At 69.0% G+C, this 15,316-nt stretch carries 12 protein-coding genes; 9 read left to right on the top strand and 3 right to left on the bottom strand.

What is annotated here, in order from left to right; genetic code table 11:
• Nucleotides 1-38: 38 nt before the first annotated feature.
• From ACQEWB_RS48830 to ACQEWB_RS48820, 3 genes are all read right to left on the bottom strand, one after another.
• A complete protein-coding gene (locus ACQEWB_RS48830) occupies nt 39-1,127 on the bottom strand; it encodes a sugar ABC transporter substrate-binding protein (RefSeq protein WP_432843260.1) in 1,089 nt (362 codons plus the stop codon).
• Nucleotides 1,128-2,404: 1,277 nt separating this feature from the next.
• Nucleotides 2,405-3,562, bottom strand: a complete 1,158-nt coding sequence (locus ACQEWB_RS48825; RefSeq protein ID WP_432843258.1) for a hypothetical protein — start codon at nt 3,560-3,562, stop codon at nt 2,405-2,407.
• A gap of 112 nt (nt 3,563-3,674) precedes the next feature.
• Complete coding sequence (locus tag ACQEWB_RS48820; protein ID WP_432843256.1) at nt 3,675-4,721, bottom strand: LacI family DNA-binding transcriptional regulator; 1,047 nt, start codon at nt 4,719-4,721, stop codon at nt 3,675-3,677.
• A gap of 286 nt (nt 4,722-5,007) precedes the next feature.
• Between ACQEWB_RS48820 and ACQEWB_RS48815 the strand changes: the two genes are divergently transcribed.
• From ACQEWB_RS48815 to ACQEWB_RS48775, 9 genes are all read left to right on the top strand, one after another.
• A complete protein-coding gene (locus ACQEWB_RS48815; protein ID WP_432843254.1) occupies nt 5,008-6,027 on the top strand; it encodes a sugar ABC transporter substrate-binding protein in 1,020 nt (339 codons plus the stop codon).
• Nucleotides 6,027-7,103 (top strand): ABC transporter permease, encoded by a 1,077-nt coding sequence (locus tag ACQEWB_RS48810; RefSeq protein ID WP_432843252.1) that lies wholly within the window; start codon nt 6,027-6,029, stop codon nt 7,101-7,103. The genes ACQEWB_RS48815 and ACQEWB_RS48810 overlap by 1 nt, the downstream gene beginning before the upstream one ends.
• Before the next feature lie 8 nt (nt 7,104-7,111).
• Nucleotides 7,112-8,035: an ATP-binding cassette domain-containing protein gene (locus ACQEWB_RS48805; protein ID WP_432843250.1), complete on the top strand. Its 924-nt coding sequence runs from the start codon at nt 7,112-7,114 to the stop codon at nt 8,033-8,035.
• 61 nt (nt 8,036-8,096) lie between these two features.
• Complete coding sequence (locus tag ACQEWB_RS48800) at nt 8,097-8,954, top strand: sugar phosphate isomerase/epimerase family protein (protein WP_432843248.1); 858 nt, start codon at nt 8,097-8,099, stop codon at nt 8,952-8,954.
• Nucleotides 8,955-9,099: 145 nt separating this feature from the next.
• Nucleotides 9,100-10,077 (top strand): 5-dehydro-2-deoxygluconokinase, encoded by a 978-nt coding sequence (gene iolC / locus ACQEWB_RS48795; RefSeq protein WP_432843246.1) that lies wholly within the window; start codon nt 9,100-9,102, stop codon nt 10,075-10,077.
• 4 nt (nt 10,078-10,081) lie between these two features.
• Nucleotides 10,082-10,954: a Cgl0159 family (beta/alpha)8-fold protein gene (locus ACQEWB_RS48790; protein ID WP_432843244.1), complete on the top strand. Its 873-nt coding sequence runs from the start codon at nt 10,082-10,084 to the stop codon at nt 10,952-10,954.
• On the top strand, nt 10,951-11,832 hold the full coding sequence (iolB, locus tag ACQEWB_RS48785; RefSeq protein WP_432843242.1) for a 5-deoxy-glucuronate isomerase: 882 nt from the start codon (nt 10,951-10,953) through the stop codon (nt 11,830-11,832). The genes ACQEWB_RS48790 and iolB overlap by 4 nt, the downstream gene beginning before the upstream one ends.
• Nucleotides 11,832-13,715, top strand: coding sequence for a 3D-(3,5/4)-trihydroxycyclohexane-1,2-dione acylhydrolase (decyclizing) (gene iolD / locus ACQEWB_RS48780; protein WP_432843240.1), 1,884 nt, complete (start codon nt 11,832-11,834; stop codon nt 13,713-13,715). The genes iolB and iolD overlap by 1 nt, the downstream gene beginning before the upstream one ends.
• A gap of 12 nt (nt 13,716-13,727) precedes the next feature.
• Complete coding sequence (locus ACQEWB_RS48775; protein WP_432843238.1) at nt 13,728-15,224, top strand: CoA-acylating methylmalonate-semialdehyde dehydrogenase; 1,497 nt, start codon at nt 13,728-13,730, stop codon at nt 15,222-15,224.
• The last annotated feature ends 92 nt before the right edge of the window (nt 15,225-15,316 follow it).

Here is a 15,316-nt window from a genome sequence, read left to right as displayed (position 1 = left end):
GCCGGGCCCGGCGGGGCCCGGCACCTGGGGGGACGGGGTCAGCGGACGCCGGACTTGGTGCCCGCGATGGCCTGGGCGACGTTGTCCTTGGTGATCAGGAGCGGTCCGGTCAGCAGCGGGTCCTGCGGCGGGAACAGGCCGTAGGCCAGGTACTGGTAGGCCATGGAAACGGCGTAGAAGCCCTGCAGGTAAGGCTGCTGGTCGATGGCGAACAGCTGGGAGCCGGTCTTGATGCGGTCCAACTGGGTCTGCGAGACGTCGAAGGTGCCCAGCTTGACCTTGTCGCCGACGTTCGCCTGCTTGATCGCGGAGGCGGCGCTGTCCGCGTCGCTGACACCGATGGTCACCAGGGCGTCGATGCTGCTGTCCTTCAGCAGCGCGCCCTTGATCGCCTGGGTGACGGCGGACGGGTTGCCGAAGTTGGAGGAGGGCAGGGCCAGTTGCTTCGACGTGGCGCCCTTGCCCTTGGCTCCGTCCTTGATGCCCTTGCAGCGGGCCTCGGAATTGGCCCCACCGGGCAGGGTGTTGACACAGAGGATGTTCTTGGCACCGGACTCGGCGAACTTGACACCGCCCGCCTTGCCGGCCTCGTAGTCGTCGGAGCCGATGTACTTGAGACCACCGACCTTCTTGGCCGCGGCGGAGCCACCGGAGTTGTAGATGAAGACGGGGACTCCCTTGCCGGTCGCCTGCTTGAACGCGGAGTCCTGGCTGTCGGGCACCCAGTCCGGGCCGATGATCGCCGACGGGTTCTGCGACAGCGCGGTCTGCGTCAGCTTCGCGGCGTCCGGGCCGAGGTTGTCGTAGTTCTGCGGGCCGAGGAAGGTCACCTTGCCGCCGGCCGCCTGCACCACCTTCGCCGCGTCCTCGCCGCCGCGCTTGACCGCGGACCAGAACGGGTCGTCGGACTTGCCGCCGATGACGTATATGGAGATCTTGCCGCCACTGTTGGCCGCGGCCGTCGCCGTGCCGGCGCTCGCCGTCGTGTCGTCCGACGAACCACTCTTGGCTGCGCCGCTGCTGCATCCGGCCAGCGTGGTGGCCGTGGCGGCGAGCAGGCCCACCGCGGTGAAGACTCGTCGGGGAAGACGGCCGGGCAGCCGACGCCGGGTCTGCGTACGTTCCATGTGCGGGGTACTCCTTCGTGTGAAACCTGGCGCGAGCGTGGGGCGGGGCCTGGAGAGCATCAGATGACAAACGATGATTTGTCCTGTACGTACCAAGGGATGTCCTCGGACGCATGGGACGACGGGGCCGAACTGCCGCCGACCCTGATGGGGTCACGCGACGGCGGGGAGGGCCGGACATCCGATCCGGAACCGGGACTGCATGAGCGGATCCGGGCGGAGGCGCGGGGTGGAACGGGAGGGTTACGGTGATCACTACGCCGGAAGGCAGACGCCGACAGTCCGGCGACAACCCGCCGGGGCGTCTGCCGCCCGCAGCCACTCGACTCCTTAAAGCGCTTTAGGCGGTGCGCAGAGCATGCTTGTGTTTCAGGGGCGTGTCAAGACTTTGTGAGGACATGTGGACGTACCATCCGAATACAGGGGGACGCGCCGAAGCCTCTTGGTCCGCATCGGCGGGCCTGATGACTGACGTGCCGGCGGTACACTCGGCGGGACGCCACCCGGTGCCAGCACCCCATGGGGAGCTGAATGGCCCGACAAGAACTTCGACGCGATCCGGGCCCCACTCATGAGCAACCGGGCGGCACGCCGAACAGCGCCCCACCCCGCGCACACCCGGGCAGCCTGTCCGCCCACAGGGGCCGGCCCATCCGGCGCCGGGCCGAGCGCCACAGGGCCGGCCGGTGCTTCACCCTGGCGAACGCGTCCTGGGCGGACCCGATCCGTGCTCGTTTCGGACCGCTGAGACAGTTCGCCCTTGCCAACCCCCGGCGTCCCGGCGACGCGAACGCGCGTACGTCCGCAGCGAGCAGCCCGTCGCGGCGTAGCCGCTCATGGTCCGTCGCTTCCGCTGCACGGCGAACCTCAACAGGGCCACCGGCGAGGGTGATCCGGACCGCGCCCCGGGGACTCCGTCGGCTTGACCGGCTGCACCACTCGGCCGGACACCATCGAGCAGGGCATCCGCCGAGGTGGGCACCCACTCGCGGGAGCGGCCGGAGGGCCCGATGGCGTCCCGCCGGGTGGTGCAGCCGGCCAACGGACCGGAACTCGCAGTTCACGCCGGGGACTTCGGCCGGTCGGCGCCGTCCCGGCGTCTGACCGGGCACCTTCGCGCGACACGCCCAGCGGAGAGATCACGGCGAGCCGGACAGCGCACGGCAAGGCGCACGATCGCTTACTGCGCCTCGCGGGACGCGCCCGGGCGCCCTTGTCCGCTCTGCCTCTACGGCGGTCACCCACGGGCTCGGGTGCTCGCTGATACTCCTCGGGCCCTAGCGGCAGGGCAGAGACAGGGTTTGAACTGCGCGTCCGGGGAGTCCTGCGAGGTGGGTGTCAAATGCATCCCGATGCGCCGCACACACATGGACGCCCGCGAACTCAGTGGGCAGGGGTGTGTATCGGGAGGGGTATCGACAGTCACGGCAGGACAGTTCGGTGTTCTCGAGGATCGCGGCGAATCCAGGAAACAGGACACGATCCTGGTTGGCGAGGATCTCCCGAAAGCGGCTGTTGCCCTGCGGGCTCGCGCTGAAGCGGTACCAGAGCTTGACGTTCCTGCGTGCCTCCTCGATGGTCTGGGCACTTTCACCGTTGCCGATGGCGAGCCCGTCCTCGACGAATCGATAGCGGCGCATCGTCATGTGGATGGGACCGGCGATGTTGCGGAGGAAGTTGACGACGGGAGTACGTTCGGGGATGTCGGCCCAGTGGGCGTCGATCTTCCACAGCGTGTCGCGGTACGTGCGGTAGGTGTGCTGACGCAGGTCGGGGTTGGCATAGGCGAAGGTGTTGCAGATCTCGCCTTCGGCACGGTGCTTGTGATAGGCGATGGCGTCGTACATCGCGTCGCAGATTTCGGTGAGAAGCTGGTTCTGCTCCTCGGTCAGCCACGCGCCATCGATGTCGTTGCAGGCCAGGGCAGCGGCGATGAACAAGCGTGCCTGGGCGTCGCAGTCGCGGATCCGGAACCACTGCGCCGGGCTGTGGGCGATCGCCGCGGTGTAGCGTCGGAGGAGTTCCGCGTTCCCCTGCGGACGGGACTTCTCCGCAGTGACAAGGATCGACGAGTAGTACTCGCGAGCCATGACCTCGTGGACCGCGGTTCCCCCGAAGAGCGCTTCCAGTAGTTCACCGGTGTCATACCCCGCGATGACGGGGGAGACCAACGGATCGATGTGCTCGCCCCGGAACTCCGCCACGGTGGAGACAGCCGTGAGACGCGCGAGCGCGATGTACCGCTCGCGGTTCGTGTAAGCGGGGACGATCGTCCGCAGGTACTCCCAGGCGCAGGCGAGAGCTTCGTCGACCTGCTGCGGGACGAGACCTTCCGGTTCGAAGGTTCCTCGGAGGTCCCCAGGAAAATGCCAAGCCTCAACGGTCATTTGCCCCTTGCCCAGGTCGGAGAGTGCGAAGGTACGCCCTGGTCTCACCGCACGGCTTCCGTGTATACACCACAGAAACCGCCGGGGAGTCGCGCATCAATCCACGGAAGAACTGGTCCCGCGGGAACCGGGGTGCTCCGGCCTCGGCAGACCTTTCCGGTCACGGCAACGGCTGGTGAGCGGGCCGGGACGTCGTGCCACGGATGACGAGGTGCGGGGCGAGGATCACCTCGCGGGGCTCGGCTCGCCCCTCGTCGAGGCGTTCCACGGCGATGGCGACCGCCTGTCTGGCCTGCTCCTCGGCGTTCTGACTGACAGTGGTCAGGTCGAAGCAGCTCAGCCGGGAGAGCGTGTCGTCGTCGTAGCCGGCCACGGACACCGCGCCGGGGACCGCTACGCCGGCGCGGGTCAGTTCGGCCAGGACCCCGATGGCGGACTGGTCGTTGAAGGTGACGACCGCGGTCGGCAGGGTGCCGCCGTCCAGGAACTTGCGGGCGGCGCGCTCACCGGCCGCCTCGGTGTGGTCGCCGTGCAGGACCTGGATGTGGGCGTCGAGGCCGTGCCGGCGCATCGCGCCGCGGTAACCGCGACGCCGGTCGGTGGCGATGACGCCCTTGCCGCCGTCGACGTAGGTGATCGCGCGGTGACCGAGGTCGACCAGGTGGTCGATGATCTGGCCGACGCCGTCGTCGTCAGCGGTGCGTACGACGTCCAGGGCGGCGTCGGCGATGCGGCGACCGACCGCGATGACCGGGGCCTTCCGGTCGAGGGCGACGAGCGCGTCAGCGGGCAGCGTCGGCCCGAGCAGGAGCATGGCCTCGCTGCGGAAAGCCAGCAGGGTCTCGATGGCGCTCTGCTCGTCGCGGGTACGGGTCTGGGTGCTCAGGACGAGGTCGTAGCCGACCGCCTCGGCGGCCGTGTGCAGATGCTCGACGAGTTCGGCGTGAAAGGGGCGGTGGACGTCGACCATGACGCCGAGCAGCCGGCTGCGTCTGCTGGCCAGCAGACTGGCGGTGCGGTCCACCTGGTAACCGAGGTCGGCCGCCGCCTTCAGGACCCGCTGCCGGGTCCGCTCGCTGGGCCCGGGTATGCCGCGCAGCACCAGGGAGACGGATGCCGTGGACAGACCGACGCGTGCGGCCACATCCTCCAGCCTGGGGCGTTTGTGTGTGCCGTTACGGCGACGCTCGGGCCCTGCTTCGTCCACTTGTGCCTCCCTGCGGCGGATTTCCTCGTGCAACACCCTTGACACCCTGACGAAACAAGGTCGATAGTATCAGGACTTAAAGCGTTTTAAATTGTCCTGTTGTTCCAACGAACCGGCAAGATCCGATCCGAGAGTACGGCGTCCCAACACGACGCCACACACTCGGATCATCCGCCTCCCGGCCCCACCCCCAGCCGCCGAGGCCCTGATCACAGATCCCTCGACGGGGCCCATCCGAGGCCCGCTGCCCCCTCCCCCCTCAAGATGCACAGCGAGGTGCACTCCCATGACCCGTACAACGCTCCCCAGCTCCCGCAGAATCGTCCCCGTGGTGGCGGTAGCCGCGGCGGCAGCCCTGACCCTGGCGGGCTGTTCCAGCAGCTCCGGCGGGAAGAAGGCGGCGGAGAGCGCCGACGGCGTCTCCGCCGGCAAGGCGAACACCCCCCGCATGACCATCGCGATGGTCACCCACGCACCCTCCGGCGACACCTTCTGGGACACCATCCGCAAGGGCGCCGAGGCCGCCGCGGCCAAGGACAACGTCAAGCTCATCTACTCCAACGACGAGAACGCCGGCGACCAGGCGAACCTCGTGCAGAACGCGATCGACCAGAAGGTCGACGGCATCGCGGTCACCCTCGCCAAGCCCGACGCCCTCAAGGCCGTGGTCGCCAAGGCCGAGAAGGCCGGCATCCCGGTCGTCGGCCTCAACGCCGGCCTGGCCGTGTGGAAGCAGCAGGGTCTGCTGTCCTTCTTCGGCCAGGACGAGGCCGTCTCCGGCCAGGCACTCGGCAGCAAGCTCAACTCCACCGGCGCCAAGCACGCCCTCTGCGTGATCCAGGCCCAGGGTGACGTCAACCTCGAAGAGCGCTGCGCCGGCGTGAAGAAGACCTTCTCCGGCAAGACCGACATCCTCTACGTCAACGGCACCGACATGCCGTCCGTGAAGTCGACCATCACCGCCAAGCTCAAGCAGGACTCCTCCATCGACGAGGTCGTCACCCTCGGCGCCCCCGTCGCCCTGACCGCGACGCAGTCGGTGTCGGAGTCGAGCAGCAAGGCCAAGGTCGCGACCTTCGACCTCAACAAGGACCTGGTGTCCGCCATCGAGAAGGGCACCATCCAGTTCGCCGTCGACCAGCAGCCCTATCTCCAGGGCTACCTGGCGGTCGACTCCCTCTGGCTCTACAAGACCAACGGCAACTTCAGCGGCGGCGGCGAGCAGCCGGTGCTGACCGGCCCGGCCTTCGTCGACAAGTCCAACGTCGCCCAGGTCGCCAAGTTCGCCGCGAAGGGCACCCGGTGATGAGCATGACCCAACAGGCTGCGCCGACGGTGACCACACCGCCGGCCTCCGGCCCACGGCAGACCGATGGCCGGACCACTGAACGCCCCCTGGTCATACGACTGTTGGCCCGCCCCGAGATCGGCGTCTTCCTCGGCGCCCTCGCGGTCTGGGTGTTCTTCCTCGTCACCGCGCCGCCGGTACGCGACGGCGGCTCGATGGCCAACGTCCTGTACCAGTCCTCCACCATCGGGATCATGGCACTGCCTGTGGCGCTCCTGATGATCGGCGGCGAGTTCGACCTGTCGGCGGGCGTCGGTGTGATCACGTCGGCACTCACCGCGGCCATGCTGAGCTACCAGCTGACCATGAACGTGTGGGCGGGCGTGTTCTTCGCCCTGCTGGTCTCGCTGGGCGTCGGCTTCTTCAACGGCTGGCTGCTGGTGAAGACCGGTCTGCCGAGCTTCCTGGTCACCCTGGGCACCTTCCTGATCCTCCAGGGCGTCAACCTCGCCGTCACCAAGCTGATCACGGGCAACGTCGCCACCGACGACATCAGCGACATGGACGGCTTCCAGCAGGCCCACAGGATCTTCGCGTCGAGCGTGGACATCGGCGGTGTCCAGGTGAAGGTCACGGTGTTCTGGTGGCTGCTGTTCGCGGCCGTCGCCACGTGGGTGCTGCTGCGCACCAGGTACGGCAACTGGATCTTCGCGGTCGGCGGCAACAAGGAGTCCGCACGAGCCGTCGGCGTCCCCGTGACCTTCACGAAGATCTCGCTGTTCATGCTGGTCGGCTTCGGCGCCTGGTTCGTCGGCATGCACCAGCTGTTCTCCTTCAACACCGTCCAGTCGGGCGAGGGCGTTGGCCAGGAGCTCATCTACATCGCGGCGGCGGTGATCGGCGGCTGTCTGCTGACCGGCGGTTCCGGCTCGGCGATCGGCCCGGTCTTCGGCGCGTTCATGTTCGGCATGGTGCAGCAGGGCATCGTGTACGCCGGCTGGAACCCGGACTGGTTCAAGGCCTTCCTCGGCGTGATGCTCCTCGGCGCCACGCTCATCAATCTGTGGGTCAGCCGCGCGGCGACCCGGAGGTGACCCACCCCATGACATCCACCGACAAGGCCGGCACCCACGGCGAGGTCCTCGCGGACACCGTCACCGAACCGAAGGACGACGCCGCGGTCGTCGAACTGCGGGGCGCGGGAAAGGCGTACGGCAACATCCGCGCCCTGCACGGCGTGAGCCTGAAGGTCCACCCCGGCAAGGTCACCTGCGTGCTGGGCGACAACGGCGCCGGCAAGTCCACGCTCATCAAAATCATCTCCGGGCTGCACCAGCACACCGAAGGCGAGTTCCTCGTCGACGGCGCGCCGGTACGCTTCTCCACCCCCCGTGACGCCCTCGACAAGGGCATCGCCACCGTCTACCAGGATCTGGCGACCGTGCCGCTGATGCCGGTGTGGCGCAACTTCTTCCTCGGCTCCGAGATGACCAAGGGCCCCTGGCCGGTCCGACGTCTCGACATCGCCGTGATGAAGAAGACAGCGGACCACGAGCTGCGCAACATGGGCATCGTCCTGGACAACCTGGACCAGCCCATCGGCACCCTCTCCGGCGGCCAGCGCCAGTGCGTGGCCATCGCCCGCGCCGTCTACTTCGGCGCCCGGGTACTGATCCTGGACGAGCCCACCGCCGCCCTCGGCGTCAAGCAGTCCGGCGTCGTGCTGAAGTACATCGCCGCCGCCCGCGACAAGGGCCTGGGCGTCATCTTCATCACCCACAACCCGCACCACGCCTACATGGTCGGCGACCACTTCAGTGTGCTGCGCCTGGGCACGATGGAGCTCTCCGCGGACCGCAGCGAGGTCAGCCTCGAAGAGCTGACCAACCACATGGCCGGCGGCGCCGAACTCGCCGCACTCAAGCACGAGTTGTCCCAGGTCCGCGGCGTCGACGTCGACGAGCTGCCGGAAGAAGAGGATCTCACCGCGCCGGTGGCGGCCTCGTCCGAGGCTCCACCCTCCTGATCCCCGGTGTCGCGGCACACGCGACCTGCCGTCCACTCCCCCGACCCGAAGGCATTCCCCTATGAAGATCGCCCTCGACCCGTACATGATCCGCCACGTACCTCTCCTCGAACTGCCCTCAGTGGTGGCCGAGTTGGGCTATGAGTGGATCGAGCTCTCGCCCCGCGAGGACTTCATCCCCTTCTTCCGGCACCCGCGCGTCGACGACGCGACGGTCCGGAAGTTCCGCAAGGCGCTGGACTCGGCGGGTGTCGGGATCTCCTCCCTGCTGCCGCTGTTCCGCTGGTCCGGCCCGGACGAGGACGCCCGGCAGGCCGCCGTAAGGTACTGGAAGCGGTCGATCCAGATCGCGGCCGACCTCGGCGTCGACAGCATGATCTCGGAGTTCAACGGGCGGCCGGAGGAATCGGACCGCAGCGAGGCGCAGTTCTGGAAGTCGCTGGACGAGCTGCTGCCGGTGTTCGAGCGAGAGGGCGTCAAGCTGGCGCTGGAGCCGCACCCGGACGACTTCATCGAGAACGGCTACGACGCGATCAACCTGATCCGGGGCATCAACAACCCCAACGTCACCTTCCTCTACTGCGCCCCGCACACCTTCCACATCGGCAACGACGCCCCCGGCATCATCAAGCACGCGGGCGACCTGCTCACCCACGTGCACCTGGCCGACGCGTTCGACCACACGGCGTCCTCGGGCAACCGCTACATCCTCAACCCGCCCGGCACGACCGCCCGTATCCACCAGCACCTCGACATGGGCGAGGGTGAGGTCGACTTCGACGAGCTCTTCCGGGAGCTGCGCGCGAACGGCTTCGACGGCACACTCACCGCCTGTGTCTTCGCGTGGGAGGAACGGGCCAAGGAGTCCTCGGTGTTCATGCGCGACAAGATCACCGAGTACCTCAGCGCCTCGTCGTGAGGGGTTTCGGTCCCGCCGGCACACAAGTCGCCGGCGGGACCGAAATATTGCGCTAACACCCTATTGACATGACATTTGGCCGCGATGCATGGTACTGCCAGAGCTTCGCTTAAAGCGCTTTAAATCCATGGAAGGAACCAGCGAGATGCCGTTCGAAGTGCTGACCATCGGCCGGGTCGGAGTGGATGTGTATCCGCTCCAGACGGGGGTTGGGCTGGCCGAGGTCTCCTCGTTCGGCAAGTACCTGGGCGGGAGCCCGACGAACGTGGCGGTGGCCGCGGCACGGTACGGGCACTCGGCTTCGGTCATCACGAAGACCGGGCGGGATCCGTTCGGTGACTTCGTCCGTTCGGCCTTGGAGGAATACGGGGTCGACGCCGGGTTCGTGGGGGTGTCGGACATCGCGCCGACTCCGGTGACGTTCTGCGAGATCTTCCCGCCGGACGACTTCCCGCTGTACTTCTACCGGCTGCCGAAGGCTCCCGACCTGGACATCCGGCCGGAGGAGCTGGACCTGGACGCGGTGCGGGACGCGCGGATCTTCTGGGTGACGGGGACCGGGCTCAGCGACGAGCCGAGCCGGTCGGCGACGCTGGCGGCGCTGGCGCACCGGGCCAAGGCCGGGGTGGCGACGGTGTTCGATCTGGACTGGCGTCCGATGTTCTGGGCCGATCCCGCTCAGGCGCGCGGTTACTACACCGAGGCGTTGCGGCACACGACGGTCGCGGTCGGCAACCTCGACGAGTGCGAGGTCGCCACCGGCGAGCGTGAGCCGTACGCGGCGGCGAAGGCACTGCTGGACGCGGGTGTCGAGCTGGCGGTGGTCAAGCAGGGCCCGAAGGGTGTGCTGGCCATGGACCGCGACGGTTCCGCGGTCGAGATACCGCCGGTCCCGGTGGAGGTGGTCAACGGGCTGGGCGCCGGGGACGCGTTCGGTGGGGCGCTGTGCCACGGGCTGCTGTCCGGCTGGGACACCGCCCGCACGGTCTCGTTCGCCAACGCCGCCGGGGCGATCGTCGCGGGCCGGCTGGCCTGCTCCGACGCCATGCCGACCGCGGCCCAGGTCACCGCCAAGCTCCACGAGGCTGCCCAGACCGCCACCTCCTCCGAACGAAAGGCGTGACCCCGTGCTGTCCGAGAACGTGAGCCGGATCATGAACGCCCGCGTGGGCGACCCCGGTGCCATCGCCACCGCCGCGGCGCGCCGGGTGAAGGCCACCTCGCTGCTGGGCGAGCACGGCAAGGCGATGATCATCGCCGCCGACCACCCGGCGCGGGGCGCGAACGGCGTGGGCGGGAACCCCAACGCCATGGCCGACCGGTTCGAACTGCTGGACCGCCTGTGCGTCGCGCTGGAGCGGCCAGGTGTCACCGGCGTGTTGGCCACCGCCGACATCCTGGAAGACCTACTGCTGCTCGGCGTGCTGGACGGCAAGTCCGTCTTCGGGTCGATGAACCGGGCGGGGCTCGCGGGTTCGGTGTTCGAGATCGACGACCGGTTCACCGGGTACGACGCCGAGACCATCGCCGCGATGGGCTTCGACGGCGGCAAGATGCTCACCCGTATCGCGCTGGGCGACCCGGCCACCCCGTCCGTACTGGAGAACACCGCCCGCGCGGTGGACGAGCTCAATGACCGACAGCTGGTCGCGATGGTCGAGCCGTTCCTGTCGGTGTGGCAGGACGGGAAGATCCGCAACGACCTCACCACGGACGCGGTGGTCAAGTCGGTGTCGATCGCCTCCGGGCTGGGCCGGCGCACGGCCTACACCTGGCTGAAGCTGCCGGTCGTGGACGGCATGGAGCGCGTGCTGGCCGCCTCGACCCTGCCGGCCCTGCTGTTGGGCGGTGAGGTCAAGGACGCCGACGCGGCCTTCGCCTCCTGGGGCAAGGCGCTGCGGCAGCCGACCGCGCAGGGCCTGGTCGTGGGCCGTTCCCTGCTCTACCCGGCGGGCGGCGACGTCGCCGGGGCAGTCGACAAGGCGGTGAGCCTGCTGTGACGTCGACAAGCAAGTACTACCTGCCCGACCGCACCGCGGCCGAGGGCCCGTACGACCTGGTCGTCACTCCGGAGTCGGCGGGCTGGGGATACTCCGGCCTCAGGATCCTGACCCTGAAGCCGGGCGAGGCACACGCCCTGTCCACCGGGGACTGCGAGTTCCTGGTCCTGCCGCTGACGGGCTCCTGCACCGTCACCACGGACGGCAGCGCCTTCGAACTCGCGGGCCGGACAGGCGTGTTCGCCTCGGTCACCGACTTCGCGTATCTCCCCCGCGAGTCGGAGGCCCTGATCAGCAGCGCGACCGGAGGACGGTTCGCGCTGCCCTCCGCCCGTACCGAGCGGGGAGGTCACTCGGCCCGGTACGGGCGGGCCCATGACGTGCCCGTCGAGCTGCGGGGTGCGGGGGCGTGTTCGCGACAGGTCAACAACTACTGTCTGCCCGGCACGTTCGACGCCGAGCAGCTGCTGGTGTGCGAGGTGCTCACGCCGGGCGGGAACTGGTCGTCGTACCCGCCTCACAAGCATGACGAGGCCCGGCCCGGACAGGAATCCGAGCTGGAGGAGATCTACTACTTCGAGGTCTCCGGCGGCCAGGACGGTTTCGGCTACCAACGCGTCTACGGCACCGCCGACCGGCCCATCGACGTGCTCGCCGAGGTCCGTTCCGGCGACGCGGTGCTGATCCCGCACGGGTGGCACGGCCCCTCCATCGCCGCGCCCGGCTACGACCTGTACTACCTCAACGTCATGGCCGGTCCCGGCCAGGACCGCGCCTGGCTGATCTGCGACGACCCCGCCCATGGCTGGGTCCGCGACACGTGGACCACGCAGGACATGGATGACCGGCTGCCCTTCGGCGCCGAGGAGAACGAGTGATGGAAACGATTCGGCTCACCACCGCGCAGGCCTTGGTGCGCTTCCTGGCTGCGCAGTACAGCGAGCGCGACGGGCAGGAGCAGCGCCTGATCCCCGGTGTCTGGGGGATCTTCGGGCACGGGAACGTGGCCGGCATCGGGCAGGCACTGCTGCAGGCCGCCACCACCGGCGAGGCCGACCTTCCGTACTACCTGGCCCGGAACGAGCAGGGCATGGTGCATGCCTCGGTCGCCTACGCGAAGATGCGCGACCGGCTGGCCGCCTTCGCCTGCACCGCCTCGACGGGTCCCGGCTCCACCAACATGATCACCGGAGCCGCGCTCGCCACCACCAACCGGCTTCCGGTGCTGCTGCTGCCGTCCGACATGTTCGCCACCCGTGCCGCGGACCCGGTCCTGCAGCAGCTGGAGGACACCCGGGGTGGGGACGTCACGGTCAACGACGCCTTCCGCGCGGTGTCGAAGTACTTCGACCGCGTCCAGCGGCCCGAGCAGCTCATCCCGGCCGCGCTTGCCGCGATGCGGGTGCTCAGCGACCCGGTCGAGACCGGCGCCGTCACCCTCGCCCTCCCCCAGGACGTCCAGGCCGAGGCCTATGACTGGCCCGTGTCCTTCTTCCGCCGTCGGGTGTGGCATGTGGGCCGCCCGGTACCGGAGCAGGCCGCGATCGAGCGGGCCACCCGCCTGCTGCGGGGCGCGAGCAAGCCGTTGATCGTGGCGGGCGGCGGGACCGTCTACTCGGGTGCGGAGACCGCGCTGCGGGCGTTCGCGGAGGCCACCGGACTCCCGGTCGCCGACACCCACGCCGGCAAGGGCGCCATCGCCTGGGACCACCCCTGCGCGGTCGGCGGCATCGGCTCCACCGGCTCCTACGCGGCGAACGAACTGGCCCGCGACGCGGATGTGGTCCTCGGCATCGGGACCCGCTATTCCGACTTCACGACCGCCAGCCACACCGTCTTCGGCAATCCCGACGTCGCCTTCATCAACCTCAACGTCGCCCGCCTGGACGCGGTGAAGCACTCGGCGGAGCCGCTGGTGGCCGACGCCCGGCTCGGCATCCAGGCCCTCGCCGGGGCGCTGGCCGACTGGGAGGTCGAGGAGTCGTACCGCGACCGCACCCGTCGACTCATCGCCCGCACCAGGGAGATCGAGGAGACCTGCTTCGCCGCGGACCGCAACACCGGGGACCTGCCCGCCCAGACCCAGATCCTCGGCGCCCTCAACGACGTCCTCGACGACCGCGCGGTGGTCATCAACGCGGCCGGGTCCATGCCCGGCGACCTGCAGCAGCTGTGGCGGGCCCGGGATCCGAAGGCCTACCACGTCGAGTACGCCTACTCCTGCATGGGCTACGAGGTCGCCGCCGGCGTCGGCGCGAAGATGGCCGACCCGTCCCGTGAGGTCGTCGTCCTGGTCGGCGACGGCTCCTACCTGATGATGGCCCAGGAGATCGTCACCATGGTCTCCGAAGGCCTCAAGGTCATCATCGTCCTCGTCCAGAACCACGGGTTCGCCTCCATCGGTTCGCTGTCGGAGTCGCTCGGCTCGCAGCGCTTCGGCACGAAGTACCGCTACCGCAACGACGATTCGGGCCAGCTCGACGGCGAGGTCCTCCCGGTCGACCTGGCCGCCAATGCCTCTTCGCTCGGCGCGGACGTCCTGCACGCCACGTCGGTGGAGGAGTTCCGCGCGGCGATGGAGAAGGCCAGGGCCGCGACCAGGACGACGGTCGTGCACGTCGAGACCGACCTCTACGGCCCCAACCCGCCCGGCCACGGCTGGTGGGACGTCCCCGTCAGCGAGGTCTCCGCCCTCGACAGCACCCGGGCGGCCCACGACACCTACGCCGCCCACAAGCAGAACCAGCGCCACTACCTCTAAGGACCCGCCCCCGTGAACACCATTCCCCACTGGATCGACGGCAGCCCCACCCAGGGTGCCGCCACCGCCACCCAGCCGGTCTACAACCCGGCCACCGGCCAGGAACAGGCCCAGGTCGTCCTCGGCGGCGGCCCGGACGTGGACGCCGCCGTCGCCGCCGCCACCCGCGCCTTCGAGACCTGGTCGGAGTCGTCCCTGACCCAGCGCACCCAGGTCATGTTCAACTTCCGCCAGCTCCTCGTCGAGCACGAGGAGGAACTCGGCCGGATCATCTCCGCCGAACACGGCAAGACCGTCGACGACGCCCGCGGGGAGATCACCCGTGGCCGCGAGGTCGTGGAGTTCGCCTGCGGCCTCGGCGACGTACTCAAGGGCTCCTTCTCCGACCAGGTCTCCCGCGGCATCGACGTCCACAACTTCCGCCAGCCCCTCGGCGTCGTCGCCGGCATCACCCCGTTCAACTTCCCCGCCATGGTGCCCCTGTGGATGCACCCGATCGCCATCGCCACCGGCAACACCTTCATCCTCAAGCCCTCCGAACGCGACCCCTCCGCCGCCAACTTCGTCGCGGACCTGTACAAGAAGGCGGGCCTCCCGCACGGCGTCTTCAACGTCGTCCACGGCGGCAAGGACGCTGTCGACGCCATCCTGACCCACCCCGGCATCGAGGCCGTCTCCTTCGTCGGTTCGACGCCGATCGCCAAGTACGTCCACGAGACCGCCACCGCGCACGGCAAGCGGGTCCAGGCCCTGGGCGGCGCCAAGAACCACGCCGTCGTCCTGCCGGACGCGGACCTGGAGTTCGCCGCCAACCACATCACCGCCGGCGCCTACGGCTCCGCAGGCGAACGCTGCATGGCCGTCTCCGTCGCCGTCGCCGTGGGCGATGCGGCGGACGCCCTGGCCGAGATCCTCAAGCGCAAGGCCGACGACGTGAAGGTCGGCCCCGGCGACGCCCCCGGCATCGAGATGGGCCCCCTGGTCACCAGGGCCGCCCAGGAACGCGTCGAGAACGCCGTCGGGACCGCCCAGGAGCAGGGCGCCACCGTCGTCGTCGACGGCCGCGGACTGAAGGTCGAGGGCCACGAGGAGGGCTTCTTCACCGGCCCCTCCCTCCTCGACCACGTCACCACGGAGATGGACGCGTACAAGGAGGAACTCTTCGGTCCCGTCCTGGCGATCCTCCGGGTCGAGACCCTCGACGAGGCGATCGGCGTCATCAACGCCAACCCCTACGGCAACGGCACCGCCCTCTTCACCGCCTCCGGCGAAGCCGCCCGCCGATTCCAGCGCAACATCCACGTCGGAATGATCGGCATCAACGTCCCCGTCCCCGTCCCGATGTCGTACTACTCCTTCGGCGGCTGGAAGGACTCCCTCATCGGCGACTCCCCCATCCACGGCCCCGAGGGCATCCGCTTCTACACCCGCCCCAAGGTCGTCACCACCCGCTGGCCCCAGCAGGCCCACCAGGTCACCGCAGGCTTCAACTTCCCCACCTCCAACTGACCCTTCCCGTCCCCGCGCCCAGCGCCACCGTCGCGAACAGGGGTTCCCCGCCCACTCCCGCAGGTGTTCGCCGACCGATATCTCCTTGACCG

It is taken from the genome of Streptomyces sp. CA-249302 (genome assembly GCF_050936785.1).
Taxonomy (GTDB): domain Bacteria; phylum Actinomycetota; class Actinomycetes; order Streptomycetales; family Streptomycetaceae; genus Streptomyces.
The sequence above is the reverse complement of the archived record's forward strand: the minus strand, read 5'-3'. Positions and strand labels throughout refer to the sequence as shown.